Here is a 17,759-nt window from a genome sequence, read left to right as displayed (position 1 = left end):
CTTAGATCTTCGCGACCAGCTCGTCGAGCAGGTCCTTGTGTGCTGCCGCGTCGATCTCGCGGCGCACGATCTGCTCGGCGCTGGTCAGGGCCAGGCCAGCCACTTCGGCACGCAGCTCGTCGCGGGCACGGTTGCGCTCCTGCAGGATCTCGTCCTGCGCGGCCGCCAGCTGACGCTCGCGTTCGCCGCGGGCATCCGTACGTGCCTGCTCCATGATCTCGTTGTAGCGAGATTCGGCCTCGGAGATGATCTTGGAGGCCTTGTCGCGCGCGTCACGCTCGACGCTGCCGGCGGTAGCGCTGGCGGCTTCCAAATCCTTCTGCCCCTGTTCGGCCGCTGCCAGACCGTCGGCGATCGTCTTGCGACGGGCCTCGATGGCATCGATGAGCGGTGGCCAGATGTACTTCGTGCAGAACCACACGAAGATGATCATCGCGATGGTCTGACCGATTAGGGTGCTGTTGAAATCCACGTTGTGTTCTCCACTGCGCAATGACCCGAAGGACGCGACGGCGAGATCGCTAGGACCTCAGTCGCGGCTCCCTCCGGAGCGATGCCCTCGACCCTCCCGGGTCAGGCGCAGGCCCTCTCGGATCCTGCAGCCCTCAAGCGCGCTCGCCCCGGCCAAAAGTGCCGCGGGCTTAGCCCTGAAGCACGGCCACCAGCGGGTTGGCGAACAGCATGATCAGGCCGATGGCCACACCGATAATTGCCACGGCGTCGAGCAGGGCGACGATCACGAACAGGTTGGTGCGCAGCATCGGCATCAGCTCGGGCTGGCGCGCAGCGCTCTCGAGGAAGCGGCCACCGAGCAGACCCATGCCGAGGCCGACGCCCAGGGCGCCAAGACCGATCACGATTGCAACGGCGAGTGCGGTGAAGCCGAGTACGGTTTCCATCGAAGTTCTCCTACTGGATCAGATCAAGTTATACGGTCGATGCGAGCCTCGTTTCGCCGAGGATCGCGGGAAATGAAGCTAGTGATCGTCTGCCTCCGCCAAGCTCAGATACACGATGGTCAACATCATGAAGATGAAGGCTTGCAGCACGATCACAAGGATATGGAAGACAGCCCACGCGAAGTGGGGGCCGAGCACCTGCCAGAAGCCCAGCAGGCCGATCAGGATGAAGATCAGCTCGCCGGCAAAGAGGTTGCCGAACAGGCGCAGCGAGTGCGACAGGGGTTTGGCCAGCATGGCAGGTACTTCCAGCGCCATGTTGAAGGGGATGGCTGCCGGATGGTTGAACGGATGCATGGTGAAGCTCTTCACCCAACCCATCACGCCCTTCTTGCGTACCGCGAACCAGATGCTCAGAAGGAACACGCTGATCGACAGGGAGAAGGTGACGTTGAGGTCGGCGGTCGGCACCACCTTGAGGTATTCGATGCCCGCGCCGTGGGCAATCCACGGCAGCCAGTCGACAGGGATCAGGTCCATGGTGTTCATCAGAAACACCCAGACGAAGATGGTCAGGGCTAGCGGCGCGACCAGCTTGCTGTCGCCATGGTAGATGTCCTTCACCGAGCTCTCGACGAACTCGACGAGGATCTCCACGAAGGCCTGGAACCGGCCTGGCACACCGGTGGTGGCGTTTTTCGCAACACGACCGAAGAGGAAGCAGAACAGGCCGCCGAGGAGGACGGCGAAGAACATGGAATCGACGTTCAGGGCCCAGAAGTTGCCCGAGCAGTGATTCCAAACGATGCCGGTCTCATCCGTGCAGACGGTGAGGTTCTGCAAGTGATGGGTGATGTACTCGTTGACGGTCTTGCCGGCTTCGCCAGCGTGTTCACCGCCGTGGGCGGCAGCCTCCGTCGCACCGTGCGTCTCTTCGGCCATGTTGTCGCTCATGCCCCTCGTTTATCCGACGGCAGCAGCAGGCCCGAGAAGGTGCCCAACTGTGCCACGATGTACCCAAGCAGCAGCCACAGCGGTGGCGGCTGCAGCGTTGCGAGCGCGCCCCCGAAGAGGACCACCGTCAACGCGATTTTTCCGATCTCGCCCAGCCACAGCGCTCGCAGCAGTCGCGCGTCTGGGCTCAGCAGCAGCCTCGCGGCCAAAAAGCCGTGGGAAAGCACGCAGACCCCCGTTCCGAGCAGCGCAGCGGCGGCAGCGTCGCCACCCACCGTCAGCCAGACGATGGCGGCGAGCGCACAGCCGAGGGCGCTCTGGATCAGCAGGATGGCGAGGATGTCTCTCACGGCGTGCTGCTGAGAACTGTTGGCTGCGAGGCGCCTCCCTGGCGCGGGAACCGACGGCAAGCCGTTCGGGACGCATCGCGCGAAACCGAAATGGGCTCGTCTGCCGCAGGAAGCGTCATTTTTATCGCATCATCGCAGCCGTTCCGGTACGTAGGCGGAGCGAAATGGCTCCAGACCCCTACCGGGGCGACGGCATTATAGAGAGCGGTCTGGACTCCCACAACAGCAATTCGTCGCGGTGCGTCACCGCGCTGTAGGTGTTTGCCGCAAGCCGCTCAGCGGCGCCGGAATGAGCGCTAGAGCTCGCTCATGGCCGTCACCCGGTGTCCCTCAGATTTCCAGGGTCTTACGAAGGTCGAACGCGCTCGGCGGGTGACAGAACTCGCCCGCATGGCCCGGCCCACACCGCGCTGGGGCAGACACATCGCATGCGCAAAGACCGGGTTCCCGGACCGGCGGCAGCAGTGTTGTGCGCAACAACGGTCTGCACGCAACGCAACTCGCCCGGCGCAGCCTGCTGCGAGCCGCAGACCGGCCGTAAACCCCGCCGCCAGCTATCGCGACACGGAGATCAGCGCGGAGATAGGGGTGTGCCACTCCCGACGAGCCACTATCCTTGCCGCTCCCAATTCTCCCTGGAGCCTCGCATGTACGCGTCACGCGCTGCCCTTGTCGTCCTCACGCTGCCCGCCCTGAGCCTCGCCGACGAAGGCATGTGGACCTTGGACAACTTCCCGAGTCAGGCCGTAGCCGAGCGCTACGGGGTGCAGATCGACGATGCCTGGCTGCGCGATGCGCGCCTGGCCACCGCGCGCCTCGAGAACGGCTGCACCGGCTCCTTCGCCTCCGGCGACGGTCTGGTGCTGACCAATAACCACTGCGTGTGGGGCTGTGTGCGCAATCTCTCCAGCGCAGAGCGGAATCTCTCCGACGAGGGCTTTCTCGCCGCCAGCCGCGAGGAGGAGCTGCGCTGCCCAGGCCAGCAGGTGTCCGTTCTGGTGAACTACGAGAACGTCACCGAGCAGATCCGCGCGGCCGCCGCCGACCTTCCGGACGCTCAGGCGAACGACGCACGAAAGGCCAAGCTAACGGCGCTGGAGAGCGCATGCAGTGACGATGCCAGCAACCTTCGCTGCGAGGCCGTGACCCTCTACAACGGCGGCCAGTACTTCATCTACAGCTACCAGCGCTATGACGATGTGCGCTTGGCCTTCGCGCCGGAACTCGACATCGGTGCCTTCGGAGGCGACCCGGACAACTTCAACTTCCCCCGCTGGTGCCTGGACATGTCCTTCCTACGGGTCTACGACGCCGACGGCAACCCAGCCAAAACACCTAATTATCTCGCTTGGCGTGCGACCGGTCCCGAAGGCGGTGACCCGGTGATCATCACCGGCCACCCGGGCAGCACCTCCAGGTCCCTCACCGTCGCGGAGCTCGCGATGCTGCGCGAGGTGGAATACCCCGCATTTATCGAGCGCTATTCGGAGCTGCGCGGGCGCATGCTGGAGTGGGCTCTGACGAGCGATGAGGCCGCCCGCACGGTGCAGCAGCGCATCCTCGGCATCGAAAACGGCTTGAAGGTGCGTCGCAACGCTCTGCGCGCCCTTCTCGACAGCGAGAACATGGCGCGCAAGGTCGATGCCGAAAACGCTCTGCGCAAGGCCGTCGACGACGACCCCAAACTGCGCGAAGCCTACGGTGAGGCCTGGACGCTCATCGAGGAGGCGATTACCGCGTACCGCAACATTCATGATGAGCATCTGTACATCGAATATGCGGCAGGCCTGCAGGGTGATTTGTACGGCTATGCCCGCACGCTGGTCCGCGCCTCCATCGAACGGGAGAAACCCAACACCGAACGCTATCGCGAATTCACCGAGGCCGCCCTGCCTCAAAGGGAGCAACGCCTGCTGGCGGCGCGGCCAATCAATACCGACTACGAGAAGCTCCGCCTACGATTTTCCCTAGCTAAGCTACGGGAGAGTCTTGGCCCCGACAGCGAGTACGTGAAGCTCATTCTGGGGAGCGCCTCGCCCGAGTCCTTAGCGCAGTCCCTCGTCGACGGTTCCAAGCTCGGTGATCCCGAGGTGCGAAAGGCACTGTGGGTGGACGGTCGAGAGGCCATCGACGCGAGCGACGATCCGATGATCGCGCTGGCGCGGCGCATCGAACCCAAGGCACGCGCCCTGCGCGAGCGCTACGAGACCGACGTAGAGGCGCCCCAGGTACGCGGTACGGAGATGCTGGCCGACGCGCGCTTCGCCGCATACGGCACGGACACCTACCCTGACGCAACCTTCACCCTGCGCGCGACGTACGGCGCGGTGCAGAGCTGGGAGGAACGCGGCGAGACGATCGGCCCTTTCACTCGCACGGCACGGCTCTTCGAGCGCGCCACGGGGGAGCGGCCCTTCCTACTACCCGCCTCCTGGGAGGGTGCCCGCGAGCGATTAGCCGACGACACGCGCTTTAACTTCGTGGCAACCACCGACATCACCGGGGGCAACTCGGGCAGTCCGATCATCGCGGCCGACGGCCGCCTAGTGGGCCTCGCCTTCGACGGCAACATCCACTCCATCGCGGGCGATTTCTGGTTCGATGAGACGACCAACCGCACCGTGGGCGTGGACACGGCAATCATGCTCGAGGCCTTGGAGAAAGTGTACGGCGCCGAGCACCTACTGAAGGAGCTCACGGTCGTCCCTTAGGCGTGGGGCGGTCTACTTGATGTGGTCGAGGATGCCTTCGAGCTCGTCGAGGCTGTTGTAGGCGATGCTGAGTGAGCCTCGGCCCTTTGCCGAGTGACGAATCTTGACGGCGGCGCCAAGCTGCTCGCTCAACTCTTCCTCTAGGCGGGCGATGTCACGATCGCCCTCGTGCTCGTTCGCCTTGGCGCCCGCCTCGGCGGCGGCTGCCGCCTTCTGCACCTGGCGCACCAACTGCTCCGCTTGCCGCACGGAGAGACGGCCTTCCACCACCTGCGCCGCCACCCGCGCCTGCTCGCGCCCCGACAGGGGCAGTAGGGCGCGGGCGTGGCCCATCTCGAGCTCGCGCCGTTCCAAGCGCTCCTTCACCGCGTCGTCTAAATCTAACAGGCGCAAGAGATTGGAGACGGCGGCGCGAGAGCGGCTAACGGCCTCGGCAGCTTCCGCGTGGGTGAGACCAAACTCATCCACTAAGCGGATAAGCGCGCGTGCTTCTTCGAGCGGATTGAGGTTCTCGCGCTGGATGTTCTCGATCAGTGCCATCGCGAGGGCCGTTTCGTCCGGCACCTGGCGGATGATCACAGGCACCTTGGACAAACCGGCGAGCTGGGCGGCGCGCCAGCGGCGCTCGCCAGCGATGATCTCGTAGCGCGCGTTCGCGCCCTTGCCGCTGATCGGGCGCGCGACGATCGGCTGCATGATGCCCTGCTTGGCGATCGAGGCAGCCAGCTCCTCCAGGGACTCCTTGCGCATATCCGAGCGAGGCTGGTACTCGCCGCGCTGCAAACGCTCTACGCCGAGCTGCTCGACACGCTCGCCCTGATCGGACTGTGTCGCTGCAGGCGCGGGCGCCGGCGCGTCACCGGCGTCGCTCACGGGTGGCGCCTTGCGCGTGGCGGAATCGCCGAGCAGGGCGTCCAAGCCGCGGCCGAGACCTCGTCGCTTGGCACTCATGGCTGGCTCCCCCCGGATTGAACGTCGGCCGGCGTCGGCTCAGGGCTCGCCGCGGCCGCCGTCGGCATCGCTTGCAAGCCAGCCTGCTGCAACACCTCGTCAGCCAGGGCGCGGTAGGCTAGGGCGCCGCGGGACTGGGGATCGTAGAAGAGCACCGGACGGCCAAAACTTGGCGCCTCGGCCAGGCGCACGTTGCGCGGGATCGCGGTGCTGTAGAGGCGATCGCCGAAATGCAGGGCCAGCTGCCCGGAAACGTCGTTGGCCAGGTTGTTACGTGGGTCGAACATGGTGCGAAGAATGCCCTGGATCCGCAGCTGCGGATTCACCGCCTGGCGGATCCGCTCGATGGAATTGATCAGGGCCGTGAGCCCTTCGAGCGCATAGTACTCGCACTGCATCGGGATGATCACGCCGGTGGCCGCCGAGAGGGCGTTCACCGTGAGCATGCTCAGGGCCGGCGGGCAGTCGATCAGCATGAAGTCATAGCGCTCGCTGACCTCGGCCAGGGCCTTGGCCAGGGTGTCCTCGCCCCCACCCTCGCGCAGGAGCGAGACATCGGCGAGGGTGAGATCGTCGTTGGACGGCATGACGTCGAAGCCGAACTCTTCTACGCGCTGGATCGCTTGTGCTGCCGCGGCCTCGCGGGTCAGCACGTCGGTCACTGAATGGTCGAGGTCGTGCTTGTCGATGCCGCAGCCCATGGTAGCGTTGCCCTGGGCGTCCAGGTCGATCAACAGCACGCGTGCGCCCACGTCCGCCAGGCTCGCGGCGAGGTTGACCGAGGTGGTGGTTTTCCCGACCCCGCCCTTCTGGTTGGCGATGGCGACGATTCTGCTCATAGCGCATCAGTGTCGCATGCTTCGCCGTGCCGTGGCGCCCGTCACCGCATCAGGTCACCGAGGCTGGCATCGCCAAGCGCACCAGGTAGCGCTGGGCCGCCAGCCCGGGCACATCGAGCGCGATCACCTCGGCTCGCTCGCGCCAAGGCGGGGACAACGCAGCGATTTCCTCAGCGGCGCGCTCACCCTTCATCGCCAGCAGGCACCCGTCGCTCGCCACCAGATGCGCACTGGACGTGACGAACTGGGCGAGGCTGCTAAACGCGCGGCAGGTGACCGTACCGAAGGTGCCGGGCGCCAGCTCAGCCTCCTCGACCCGCGCGCGGACCAGCGCCACGTTAAGCGGTTTGAGGCGAAGCTGCACCTCGTGCAGGAAGCGGATGCGCTTAGCGGCGGGATCCAGCAGGGTCGCGTGCAGCGAGTCGGGGAACGCCAAGGCCAGGATCATGCCCGGCATGCCCGCCCCCGTGCCGACGTCCAAGATGCGCTCGCCGGTAAGGTGCGGCTGGATCGCCAGGCTGTCCAGCAGGTGGCGACTGACCATCTCCCGGGGGCCGCGCACGCCAGTGAGGTTGTAAGCGCGATTCCAGCGATGCAGTAGCGCCAGGTAGTCGATCAGCGCATCCGTCGCTGGCTTGATCGCGGTGAGGCCGAGCGCGGCAATCCCTTCACTCAATGAATCTCTTATCTCACAGCGGTCGACATCACCGATCTTCTGCATCCCGGCTGCCTCATTCACAGCGCTACTTGGGGATCTCGCGCATCTTCACGAAAGCGTCGCGGATCGCCATGGACCACGCGTCGCTCAGGGCGCGGAAGCTCGGGTCGTCGCTCTCGATGCGGCGATGGATGGAAAACTCAAAGGCTCCGTTAGGTAATACGGCGAGGTCCAGAGGCATCCCGACGGTCAAGTCCGAACGCAAGGTGGAGTCCATGCTCAAGAGCGCCGCCGTAATGCCGTCATTCAAGGTGGTTTCCGGCTCGATCACCCGGTCTAGAATGGGCTTGCCATACCTGTGCGATCCGATCTGGAAGAACGGCGTGTCCTCGGTCGCCTCGATGAAGTTCCCCGCGGCGTAGATCATGAACAGGCGTGGCTCCCCGCCCTCGATTTGCCCTGCGAGGACGATGGAGGCGAGCGTCGACTCGTTCATCGCTCGCAAGCCCGGTCCAAACCGTTCCTGCACCTCGCGCATAGCATCGCCGATCAGCTCTGCCATGCGATACACACTGCGAGCACTGTAGAGATGGCCGTTGCCGTCGTCGTTGTCGATACGCTCCTGCAGCAGGGAGATCACCGACTGGGTGATCGCCAGGTTGCCCGCCGTCATTAAGACGAAGGCGCGCTCGCCCGGCACGTTCCAGGCGAACATCTTGCGGAACTTGGCGATGTCATCCACGCCGGCGTTGGTGCGCGTGTCGGATAGCATTACCAGGCCGGCGTTCAGGCGCAGCGCTACGCAATACGTCATGGTCCCAGGGTCCTCGCTGGCGTCGGTTCCAGGTCGACGCGGACAGTCTAGCCCGCTGCCGTGGCGGCCCGCCTCAGCGGGGGCGAGAAATGGTAGTCGAGGGCGATCTGATTGGACAGGGCGTTGTTGCGCGCGATGAAGTCCGAGAGGAAGCCGTGGAGGTTGTCGGTGAGCTCGCCGGCCAGGCCGTCGCCGCGGAGCTCGTCCAGTAGGCCGCGACTCAAGGTGTGGCACTCGAGGCGGCGCGCGTAGATGCGTGCTAGGCGCTCCAGGCGCTCGCTGGCCGCTTCTAGGCAGTGACCCAGCGAGCGGGAGCAGTAGGCGTTAAGCACCAGGAGATCCACGATATGGTCAGGGCGGTAGTCGCTGCGGTAGGCCCAGTGATAGGCGCGCACGGAACTTGAGGCGCGCAGGATGGCGATCCAATGGTGGCGAGCGCCTGCCTCCACCGTGCGCAGCGAGTCGCCGTCAGCCCCCAGACTACTGTCCAAGGCTGTGTGCCGTACGTCGAGGATGCGCGCCGTGCAGTCGGCCCGTTCCAGGTAGGTGCCGAGGTTGAGAAAGTCGTAGCCCTCGTGGCGCAGCACCGTAGACTCGGTAACCCCGCGAAACAGCGCACAGCGGCGCTTGATCCAACTTAAGGTTGCGCGCAGCTCTTCGCTGCGGCGGCGCTGGTGATCCCAGCGTTGCACCGTGCGCCAGGCACCATCGATCACTTCCCACATCTCGGCCGTGAGCGAGGTGCGCACGACGCGCGCGTTGTTGCGCGCCAGGCTCAGGCAGCTTCGGATACTGCAGTCGCTGTCATCGGCATAGAGCAGAAACTGGACGACCGTATCGCGGTTTGCCTGGTCGTAGCGCGCGAAGAAGGGCTCGGCGCAGCCAGAGGAACGAATGATGTCTTCCCAGTCGCTCGCTTGCGGGCTTGGTGCCACCGCCGTGCGACGCCCGACGTCGATCAGGCGCGCGAGATTGTCGGCTCGCTCCACGTAGCGACCCATCCAGTACAAGGCATCGGCCGCTCTACCTAACATTTCTTATTAGCTATGGAGAATCCGCTCATTCTCGCAGCACCCACGTATCCTTCACGCCGCCTCCCGTGCGGGTATTCACGATCAACGATCTATCGTCCTGGGCGACGCGGGTGAGGCCGCCGGGCAACACGTCGATGGTGCTGGACGAACACAGGACATAGCCGCGGAAGTCTACGTGACGTGACTCGAACTGAGGTTGCTCATCGGGCTTGCCGCCCAGGGGCAAGGCGATATCCGCGTCTGTCTCGTGCGCCTCATTGCGCACCGGTGCCAGCAGTCGCGGGCAACGCGATAGGGGCAAGGTCTCTTGTGCAATGTACGCCGCTGGCGCCGCGCGCAGGCGCGACCCGACGGTGTCGAGCAGCAGCTCGTCGGCCTGGGGCCCTACCACCACTCCTTCGGCACCGGCACCGTCGACCGGTTTGATCACAAGCTCGGCGAGGTGGTCAAGCACGTAGGCGAGCGCGTCCGGCTCAGAGCACCGCCAGGTCGCGGCGCTCTCCAGCAGCGGCTCTTCTCCCAGGTAAAAGCGAATCATCTCGGGGACAAAGGGAAAGACGGACTTGTCGTCCGCCAGGCCACAGCCTGGCGCGTTGACGATGCTCACCCGCCCCTCGCGGTAGGCCTGCATCAGACCGGGTACGCCAATCAGGGAATCGCGTTTCCCTGCGAGCGGATCCAAGTAGTCGTCGCCGATACGGCGATAGATGACGTCAACCGCTTGCGGGCCTGCCGTCGTGCGAACCCACACCTGCCCGCCTTCGACGTGCAGGTCCGCCCCTTCCACGAGTTCCACACCCATCTGGTCGGCCAGGTAAAAATGCTCGTAGTAAGCACTATTGCCAGCGCCTGGGGTGAGCACAACGGTAACGGACTCGCGATCCGACGCGTGCGCCGGTCGACAGTCAGCTAGGAGATCATGTAGGCGTCGGGGATAGTCGTCGATCCGACGTGCCCCGGAGCGATGGATCAGATCAGGGAACAGCTGAGTCATCGTCTCACGGTCTTCGAGCATGTACGACACACCGGAGGGAATTCGGCAGTTGTCCTCCACCACGACGAAGCGTGATTCATCCAGGCGAGCGACATCGATCGCTACCACGTGGGCGTGAGCGCCGCCTGGCGCCCACACCCCGCGCAGCTGCGGGCGCCACGCCCGACAGCCGGTGATCACCTCGCTAGGGAGCACACCCGCGGCCACAATCTCCTGTTCGCCGTAGGCGTCGGCGAGAAACGCATTGATCGCCCTGGCACGTTGCTTCAGGCCGTCTTCAAGCGGCCGCCATTCCTGTGCGGAGAACACGCGTGGCAACACATCGAAGGGTACCGGCTGCTCGTGATCTTCCGCCGCCCCGGGACCGTGCACCGCGAAGCTTATTCCAAGGCGACGGAAAACAGATTCCGCCTCGCGCTGACGGGCGCAAAGAGCGGCGCCGTCCACCGCATCCAACCAACGCTTCACAGCTGCGTAGGGCGGCCGCACGTGATCGGGCGCTTGGTTGAACATCTCGTCGAACACGGCGGGAATCTCACTCGGTACTCGGGAAGGGCGGCGCACCCGCCTAGTGCACAGGGCAAAGCCTGCCGCGCAGGGTCGACGGGGCGCGATAAACGCGGCACTTTAAGCGCAATTCTCTCGCCGCCCAAGATCGCATCGTTGGCGCGCTTTCATCGTACACGAGACTCCCATGACCATCCGCGTCGCCCTCAGCCATCGCACTCGTTATCACTACGACCGCCGCATCACAGTGCATCCCCAGGTGGTGCGCCTGCGGCCGGCGCCCCATGCACGCACCACCATCCAGAGCTACTCGATGAAGGTCTCGCCGGGGGATCACTTCCTAAACTGGCAGCAAGACCCCTTCGGCAACTACCTCGCCCGTCTGGTCTTTCCCGAGCCAGTGGACCACCTAGAGGTGGCGGTCGAGGTGATCGCCGACCTGCAGGCGCTCAACCCCTTCGACTTCTTCGTCGAGAAGTACGCCTACCATGTCCCCTTCGATTACCCGCCAGCCCTCAGTAAGGAGCTCGCGCCCTACCTGGAACGCGTGAAGGAGCCTGGCAAACGGTTCGCTGCCCTGGTGCAAGACGCGCGGGCTGCCTACGAGGCCTCGCGGGGCGGGGTGCAAGAGGATCGACGCAGCACCGTGGATTTCCTCGTCGACCTCAACCGCGAGCTGCGCGAGCGCATCGCCTACACGATCCGTGAAGAACCGGGCGTGCAGAGGCCGGAGCAGACCCTCTCACTCGCCACGGGCTCCTGCCGGGACTCGGGCTGGCTGCTGGTCGCACTGCTGCGCGAGCTCGGCCTCGCTGCGCGCTTCGTGTCCGGCTATCTAATCCAGCTCACCTGGGACGAGCCAGACCTCGACGGTGCGCCCGGACCGGCCGAGGACTTCACGGACCTCCACGCCTGGGCTGAGTGCTACGTGCCCGGCGCTGGCTGGGTGGGCCTCGATCCGACCTCCGGCCTCGCCGCCGGCGAAGGGCATATTCCCCTCGCAGCGACGCCGACGCCCCAGTCCGCGGCACCGATCGCCGGCAACCTTGAGCCCTGCGAGGTCGACTTCGAGGTCGAGATGACGATCACCCGCCTCGCCGAGCGACCGCGCGTCACCGCACCGATCGACGACCGCGCGTGGGCCCGACTGAACGATGTCGGCCTACGGGTGGACGACATCCTGCGCCGGGACGACGTGCGGCTGACCATGGGCGGCGAGCCCACTTTCGTCGCCGATAGCGATCGCGAAGCGGATGAATGGAACACGGCGGCCGTGGGCCCTACCAAACGACAGTACGCGGACGCGCTGATCCGCAGGCTGGGCAAGCGCTTCGCGCCCGACGGGCTGCTGCAGCACGGCCAGGGCAAGTGGTACCCCGGCGAACCCCTGCCGCGCTGGGGTTACGCGCTCTACTGGCGCACGGACGGCGAACCCCTGTGGACCACGCCAGAGCTGATCGCGGGCGAGCAGGGCCAAGCGGGCCCCGCGGACGCCGGTAGCTTCATACGCTCCCTTTGCGAAGCACTGGACGTCGATGCTGACTGCGGCCAGCCGATCTACGAGGATCCCGGCGAGTTCTTGCTGGCAGAGCAGCGCTTGCCTGAGAACGTGGCGCCGGAGAACAACCGCCTCGAAGACCCCATGGAGCGCGCCCGCCTGGCGCGCGTGTTCGAGCGGGGCCTGGGCCAGCCCGCGGGTTTCGTCCTGCCGCTGCAGGAAGCCCAGGCCCAGGCCGCCCCGCGCGATCGACGCCGGCGCCGATCGAGCCAGCGCTGGCGCAGCGAACGGTGGCAAACGCGACGAGGACACTTGTTTCTGCTGCCGGGCGACAGCCGGGCGGGCTTCCGCCTGCCCCTGCGTTCGCTGTCCTGGATCGCCGAGGATCAGTACCCGCACGTTCATCCCCTCGATCCCTTCGCGCCGCGAGGCGCGTTGCCACCGCCGCGCTTCCAGCGCCGGCCGGCCGCAGCAACGAGGCCGGACGAACAGGAGGCCACCTTCGCGAACGTCAATGCGCAGGGTGGGGGAGCCTTCGTTCCCGACACGCCTGGGGCAGCTGTGCGCACAGCGCTAACGGTCGAGCCTCGCGACGGCGTATTGCACGTCTTCCTGCCACCGGTCAGTAGCGCCGACGCCTATGTCGACTTGATCGCCGCGGTCGAAGATATCGCCGCCGAGTTGGAGCTGCCCGTGCGCCTCGAAGGCTATCCCCCGCCACCCGACCCGCGCCTGCAGGTGCTGAAGGTGACGCCGGATCCCGGGGTGGTGGAGCTCAACGTGCAGCCCGCAGCGTCCTGGCCGGCCCTTTGCGAGGTGACCGAGAACGCCTACGCCTGCGCACGCGAGTGTGGCCTCGACCCCGTGCGCTACAGCCTCGACGGCCGGGCCATCGGCTCAGGTGGCGGCGCGCACCTAGTGATGGGCGCGGCAACTCCCGCGGACAGCCCCTTCCTGCGCCGCCCAGACCTGCTCGCCTCCATGGTGCGCTTCTTCCAGCACCACCCGAGCCTCGCGTACTTCTTCACCGGCCTGTTCGTGGGACCCTCGAGTCAGGCGCCGCGGGTGGACGAGGCAGGTCAGGACAGCCTCTACGAACTTGAGCTAGCCCTCGACGCCGTGCCCGAACCGCACCTGGCATCCGGTCAGGATTGTCCGCCCTGGCGCGTCGATCGCCTGTTCCGCAACCTCCTGACGGACGTGACAGGCAATACGCACCGGGCCGAGATCTGCATCGACAAGCTGTTCTCCCCGGACGGCCCCACCGGCCGCCTCGGGCTGCTGGAGCTGCGCGCCTTCGAGATGGCGCCCCACCCGCGCCTGGCCCTCGCGCAACAGCTGCTCGTGCGGTCCGTGATCGCTGCCCTTTGGCGATCGCCGTTCCGCGAGCCTCTGAAGCGCTTCGGGACGGAGCTGCACGACCGCTACCTGCTGCCGTATTACCTCTGGCAAGACCTGGGCGAGGTGATCGACTTTGTCAACCATCGCCTGCAGCTGCCCCTGGAGCGCGACTGGTTCGCTGCCCTGCTCGAGTCGCGCTTCCCCTGCTTTGGGAGCGCCAGCTACGGCGGGATCACCCTCGAGCTGCGCGCAGCCTTGGAGCCCTGGCACGTGCTCGGAGAAGAGGGCGTGCCCGGCGGCACGACGCGCTTCGTCGACAGCTCCGTGGAACGCCTGCAGGTCAGAGTGCTCGGGGCAACGGACGATCGCCTAGCCGTGACCTGTAATGGCTATCGTCTGCCGCTCACCCCCACGGACGCGCCTCACGAGTCGATCGCGGGAGTGCGCTTCCGCGCCTGGTGGCCCGCTACCTGCCTACATCCCCACGTCCCACCGCATGCGCCACTCGTGTTCGACGTGGTGGACTTGGCCGAGGGTCGATCGATCGGCGGCTGCACCTATCACGCGAGCCATCCCGGTGGTCGCAACTACGACTCGCAGCCCGTGAACGCACGCGAAGCCGAAGGACGACGCCTAGCTCGCTTCGAGCCCTTCGGCCATGCGCCCGCCACCGTGCAGGTGCGCGAACCCAAACGAGCCGATGAGTTCCCTTCCACCCTAGACCTGCGCTTGCAGTCCTAGGGAGTGCTGGTCCGCGGCGCTGACCCTATGCAACCATAGCGCTCGATACGCGCATCGCCCGGCGTAAGGAGTTCTCTTGGCGATCGACTGGAAGCAGTACCAAGCCGACGGCTTCTTTGACGAGCTAGTCGGCCCCCGCGGTGGACCGCGGCGCGTCGCCGGCCCCCTGTGCCGCATGCTCGGCGCCCTAGACGACGACGAACTGCAAGCCCGCAAGGACGCGGCCATGGTGGCCATCCGCAACATGGGCATCACCTTCACCGTGTACTCGGCGGAGAGCCCGGGCGGCATCGATCGCGAATGGCCCTTCGACATCATCCCGCGCACGATCAACAAGAGTGAGTGGGAGCGGGTGGAGACCGGCCTCAAGCAGCGGGTCGAGGCGCTCAACCACTTCATCAATGATCTCTACAACGACCAGCACATCCTCAACGACGGCACCGTCGACCGCGAAGTCATCGCCAACTCCAAGGACTTCCGTGAGCAATGCATGGGGATGCGCCCGCCCGAGGGCGTGTGGGCCCACGTGTGCGGCACAGACCTCGTGCGCCATGATGACGGCAAGCTCTACGTGCTCGAAGACAACCTGCGCGTGCCCTCCGGCGTGGCCTACATGATCGAGAACCGCGAGATCATGAAGCGCATCTTCCCGGAGCTCTTCGAGGACTACATCATCCGGCCCGTGGACGACTACCCCACGCGCCTGTTCGACACCCTGGCCTCCCTTGTGCCGGACGTGGAAGACCCCACCGTCGCCGTGCTCACACCCGGCATCTACAACTCCGCCTACTTCGAGCATTCGTTCCTGGCCCAGGAGATGGGCGCCTACCTGGTGGAGGGGAAGGACCTGTTAGTCGACGACAACGACGAGGTGTACGTGCGCACGATCGGCGGCCTCGACCGCGTGCACGTAGTCTACCGCCGTATCGACGATCTCTTCATGGACCCGGAGGTCTTTCGCGAGGACTCGGCGCTCGGTGCCACGGGCCTGATGCGCGCCTGGCGTGCTGGCAAGGTGGCCATCGCCAACGCCCCCGGCTGCGGCGTCGCCGACGACAAGCTGGTCTACACCTACAGCGATGCCATCATCCGCTACTACCTCGAGCAGGACCCGATCCTGCCCGTCGTGCCCACCTTTCGCTGCCACCTGAAGACAGAGCGCGATCACGTGCTGGAGCACCTGGACGCGTTGGTGGTGAAACCCGTGAGCGAGTCGGGCGGCTACGGCATGCTGATCGGCCCCCAGTCGACCAAGGCCGAGCGCGAGCAGTTCGCGCGCAAGATTCGCAGCAACCCGCGCAACTTCGTCGCCCAGCCGATGCTCAAGCTGTCCACGGCACCTACCGTAATCGACCTCAACGCGGCCCCGAGACACCTCGACCTGCGCCCCTTCATCCTAAGTGGCGCCGAGCAGTGGGTCACCGCCGGCGGCCTCACGCGCGTAGCGCTCGTGGAGGGATCGACGGTGGTGAACTCCTCACAAGGTGGCGGCAGCAAGGACACCTGGATCGTGGACGACGCCTGACGATGCTCTTGTCGAAGGTTGCCGAGCGGGTGTACTGGATGGCGCGCTACGTGGAGCGCGCCGAGAACACTGCCCGCCTGATCCAGGCCAACACCCGCATGATGCTCGATCTGCCCATGCGCCATCAGGACAGCTGGCGCACGCTGGTGGTGATCACCGGCAGCAACGCCCTGTACGGTGAGCAATACGCGCAGGCGGAGGAGCGCACGGTAAGCCGCTTTCTGATCAGCGACCGTCAAAACCCCGGCTCGATTCGCAGCAGCCTGAACGCCGCGCGCGAGAATGCCCGCACCTTGCGAGACATCCTGCCGCGCCAGGCCTGGGAGTGTTTGAACGAGCTGTGCCTCTACGCCTCGAACGGACTCGCCGGTAACCTCTCGCGCACGCGTCAGGCGGAGCGCCTGCGCGGTGTCATCGAACGCGCCGGCACCTTCGCGGGCGCCCTATCCAACACGATGCTTCACGATGAGGCGTACGAATTCCTTCGCATCGGGCGCAATCTCGAGCGAGCCGACATGACCACGCGCTTGATCGATGTGCGCTCGGTCAACCTGATGATGCTCGACTCGGACGATAAGTTTCTGATGGAACAAGCCCAGTGGCGCTCCGTGCTGGCAGCACTTTCAGCTAGCACGGGCATTAGGAGAAGGAAGCAGCGGCGGCTGACCCAGACCGCCGTCCTGCAGTTCGTGGTGAAGGATGACGCCTTTCCGCGCTCCTTCGCCTACTGTGCGAGCGTGATGCGCTCTGCGCTGCAACGCTTGCCACGCAGCCGCGCGTTGGTGCGCATTTGTAACGAGATTCTCGAACGCGTCGAGCAGGCCGATCTGGCGCGGATGGCGCCGGAAGACCTGCACAGCTTCCTCGATCAGCGTCAGATCGAAATGGCCGATCTTCACGCGCGTATCGAATCGACCTATCTGCAGCTTTAGCTATTCACCTATGGCGACTACTGTGCGTCCCGTGACCCTGCCTTCCATGTAGGCACCAAAAGCACTAGGTAGCTCATCGAACGCCACGGTGCGCTCGGCGATTTTGTTGAGGTGGCGCGCACGAAGATCCCCGAAGAGCCTGGACCACACGGCCAGTCGCAGCTCGCGCGGTGTTTCCACGGAATTCACTCCGAGCAGGGAGACCCCACGCAGAATGAAGGGCATGACCGTGGTGTTCAGCTCATGGCTCGCCGCGAGTCCGATGCTGGCGATGCTTCCGCCGTACGCCGTGCCCGCAATCATCCAGGCCAACAGATCACCGCCCACACTGTCGATGCCCCCGCCAAGGCGCGCGGCCCGCAGTGGCTTGCCGGGCAGCTCTAGGCCTGCAGGCGACAACACCTGCTGCGCGCCGAGCTCAGTCAACCAAGCGACTGCATCCGTCTTGGACGACAACGCGAGAACCTCGTAGCCGGCGCCGGACAACATATCCACGGCGAGCGATCCCACGCCCCCAGAGGCGCCAGACACCGCAACGGGCCCTAACGCAGGTATTTGGCCGACCAACTCGAGGCGATGCACCGCGAGGCCCGCGGTAAATCCTGCCGTACCAAGTTGCATGGCCTCGAACGATGTGACGCCGTCGGGCAGCGGAATGACCTCGTCGCCATCGATGCGCAGGTGCGTGGCGTAGCCACCGTCCCGCGTCTCACCAAGGCCGCTTCCGGTAACCACCACCTTTTGTCCGGGAGCGTAGCGCTCGTCGGCACTGCTCAGCACCTCGCCGGCAGCGTCGATACCGCCGTTTAGCGGATAGGTCCGCAAGATGGGCGAGGCACCCGTCGCCGCCAGGGCATCCTTGTAGTTGATGCTTGAGTACTCGACGCGGATGAGCACGTCGCCAGGCGTAAGGTCGGTGATCGGCAGCTCCACGAAGTCGGCATCACCGCGCGCAGCGATGCGAAAGGCGCGGCAGCGACCGGTCTTGGCGTGATCCCCCATGGGCTGGAC

General features: G+C 65.6%; 15 protein-coding genes. 4 read left to right on the top strand and 11 right to left on the bottom strand.

What is annotated here, in order from left to right:
- Nucleotide 1: 1 nt before the first annotated feature.
- The 4 genes from AAGA68_03550 to AAGA68_03535 all read right to left on the bottom strand — a co-directional run bounded on the left by AAGA68_03550 (nt 2) and on the right by AAGA68_03535 (nt 2,203).
- Nucleotides 2-472 carry a F0F1 ATP synthase subunit B gene (locus tag AAGA68_03550; GenBank protein ID MEM9384109.1) on the bottom strand — a complete coding sequence of 157 codons (471 nt, stop codon included), beginning with the start codon at nt 470-472 and terminating at the stop codon, nt 2-4.
- A gap of 169 nt (nt 473-641) precedes the next feature.
- Nucleotides 642-899, bottom strand: a complete 258-nt coding sequence (atpE, locus tag AAGA68_03545) for a F0F1 ATP synthase subunit C (protein ID MEM9384108.1) — start codon at nt 897-899, stop codon at nt 642-644.
- A gap of 78 nt (nt 900-977) precedes the next feature.
- Nucleotides 978-1,841 (bottom strand): F0F1 ATP synthase subunit A, encoded by an 864-nt coding sequence (gene atpB, locus AAGA68_03540; GenBank protein ID MEM9384107.1) that lies wholly within the window; start codon nt 1,839-1,841, stop codon nt 978-980.
- 8 nt (nt 1,842-1,849) lie between these two features.
- Nucleotides 1,850-2,203 (bottom strand): ATP synthase subunit I, encoded by a 354-nt coding sequence (locus AAGA68_03535; GenBank protein ID MEM9384106.1) that lies wholly within the window; start codon nt 2,201-2,203, stop codon nt 1,850-1,852.
- 647 nt (nt 2,204-2,850) lie between these two features.
- On the opposite strand from AAGA68_03535, the gene AAGA68_03530 reads away from it, so the two are divergent.
- Nucleotides 2,851-4,914 carry a S46 family peptidase gene (locus AAGA68_03530; GenBank protein ID MEM9384105.1) on the top strand — a complete coding sequence of 688 codons (2,064 nt, stop codon included), beginning with the start codon at nt 2,851-2,853 and terminating at the stop codon, nt 4,912-4,914.
- Nucleotides 4,915-4,926: 12 nt separating this feature from the next.
- Here AAGA68_03530 and AAGA68_03525 read toward each other — a convergent pair whose 3' ends face one another.
- From AAGA68_03525 to AAGA68_03500, 6 genes are read right to left on the bottom strand one after another with little or no spacing between them, the layout of a single operon-like run.
- Entirely contained in the window at nt 4,927-5,865 is a 939-nt protein-coding gene (locus AAGA68_03525) for a ParB/RepB/Spo0J family partition protein (GenBank protein ID MEM9384104.1), read from the bottom strand.
- The gene (locus AAGA68_03520) at nt 5,862-6,704 is read right to left on the bottom strand and encodes a ParA family protein (protein MEM9384103.1); all 843 of its coding nucleotides are present in this window, start codon (nt 6,702-6,704) and stop codon (nt 5,862-5,864) included. The genes AAGA68_03525 and AAGA68_03520 overlap by 4 nt, the downstream gene beginning before the upstream one ends.
- 49 nt (nt 6,705-6,753) lie before the next feature.
- On the bottom strand, nt 6,754-7,425 hold the full coding sequence (gene rsmG, locus AAGA68_03515; GenBank protein ID MEM9384102.1) for a 16S rRNA (guanine(527)-N(7))-methyltransferase RsmG: 672 nt from the start codon (nt 7,423-7,425) through the stop codon (nt 6,754-6,756).
- Between the two features lie 22 nt (nt 7,426-7,447).
- Nucleotides 7,448-8,176, bottom strand: coding sequence for a proteasome-type protease (locus tag AAGA68_03510; GenBank protein MEM9384101.1), 729 nt, complete (start codon nt 8,174-8,176; stop codon nt 7,448-7,450).
- A 47-nt stretch (nt 8,177-8,223) separates the two neighbouring features.
- Complete coding sequence (locus AAGA68_03505) at nt 8,224-9,210, bottom strand: alpha-E domain-containing protein (protein ID MEM9384100.1); 987 nt, start codon at nt 9,208-9,210, stop codon at nt 8,224-8,226.
- Nucleotides 9,211-9,235: 25 nt separating this feature from the next.
- The gene (locus AAGA68_03500) at nt 9,236-10,729 is read right to left on the bottom strand and encodes a circularly permuted type 2 ATP-grasp protein (GenBank protein ID MEM9384099.1); all 1,494 of its coding nucleotides are present in this window, start codon (nt 10,727-10,729) and stop codon (nt 9,236-9,238) included.
- Between the two features lie 169 nt (nt 10,730-10,898).
- On the opposite strand from AAGA68_03500, the gene AAGA68_03495 reads away from it, so the two are divergent.
- The 3 genes from AAGA68_03495 (at nt 10,899) to AAGA68_03485 (ending at nt 16,748) form a co-directional block, all read left to right on the top strand.
- On the top strand, nt 10,899-14,291 hold the full coding sequence (locus AAGA68_03495; protein MEM9384098.1) for a transglutaminase family protein: 3,393 nt from the start codon (nt 10,899-10,901) through the stop codon (nt 14,289-14,291).
- Between the two features lie 76 nt (nt 14,292-14,367).
- A complete protein-coding gene (locus AAGA68_03490) occupies nt 14,368-15,816 on the top strand; it encodes a circularly permuted type 2 ATP-grasp protein (protein MEM9384097.1) in 1,449 nt (482 codons plus the stop codon).
- A gap of 2 nt (nt 15,817-15,818) precedes the next feature.
- Complete coding sequence (locus tag AAGA68_03485) at nt 15,819-16,748, top strand: alpha-E domain-containing protein (protein MEM9384096.1); 930 nt, start codon at nt 15,819-15,821, stop codon at nt 16,746-16,748.
- Here AAGA68_03485 and AAGA68_03480 read toward each other — a convergent pair whose 3' ends face one another.
- Entirely contained in the window at nt 16,749-17,750 is a 1,002-nt protein-coding gene (locus tag AAGA68_03480) for an acryloyl-CoA reductase (protein MEM9384095.1), read from the bottom strand.
- Between the last annotated feature and the right edge of the window lie 9 nt (nt 17,751-17,759).

The sequence above is a fragment of the Pseudomonadota bacterium genome (assembly GCA_039193195.1).
Taxonomy (GTDB): Bacteria; Pseudomonadota; Gammaproteobacteria; order Steroidobacterales; family JBCBZW01; genus JBCBZW01.
This window is presented reverse-complemented; position numbering and strand designations above follow the sequence as displayed.

What these genes read in the sequence shown, in the direction of transcription:
- AAGA68_03480 (MEM9384095.1), bottom strand. Translation starts at nt 17,750, where the DNA reads ATGGGGGATCACGCCAAGACCGGTCGCTGCCGCGCCTTTCGCATCGCT.
- AAGA68_03525 (MEM9384104.1), bottom strand. Translation starts at nt 5,865, where the DNA reads ATGAGTGCCAAGCGACGAGGTCTCGGCCGCGGCTTGGACGCCCTGCTC.
- AAGA68_03485 (MEM9384096.1), top strand. Translation starts at nt 15,819, where the DNA reads ATGCTCTTGTCGAAGGTTGCCGAGCGGGTGTACTGGATGGCGCGCTAC.
- rsmG (MEM9384102.1), bottom strand. Translation starts at nt 7,425, where the DNA reads ATGCAGAAGATCGGTGATGTCGACCGCTGTGAGATAAGAGATTCATTG.
- AAGA68_03495 (MEM9384098.1), top strand. Translation starts at nt 10,899, where the DNA reads ATGACCATCCGCGTCGCCCTCAGCCATCGCACTCGTTATCACTACGAC.
- AAGA68_03505 (MEM9384100.1), bottom strand. Translation starts at nt 9,210, where the DNA reads ATGTTAGGTAGAGCGGCCGATGCCTTGTACTGGATGGGTCGCTACGTG.
- AAGA68_03510 (MEM9384101.1), bottom strand. Translation starts at nt 8,176, where the DNA reads ATGACGTATTGCGTAGCGCTGCGCCTGAACGCCGGCCTGGTAATGCTA.
- atpB (MEM9384107.1), bottom strand. Translation starts at nt 1,841, where the DNA reads ATGGCCGAAGAGACGCACGGTGCGACGGAGGCTGCCGCCCACGGCGGT.
- AAGA68_03520 (MEM9384103.1), bottom strand. Translation starts at nt 6,704, where the DNA reads ATGAGCAGAATCGTCGCCATCGCCAACCAGAAGGGCGGGGTCGGGAAA.
- AAGA68_03530 (MEM9384105.1), top strand. Translation starts at nt 2,851, where the DNA reads ATGTACGCGTCACGCGCTGCCCTTGTCGTCCTCACGCTGCCCGCCCTG.
- atpE (MEM9384108.1), bottom strand. Translation starts at nt 899, where the DNA reads ATGGAAACCGTACTCGGCTTCACCGCACTCGCCGTTGCAATCGTGATC.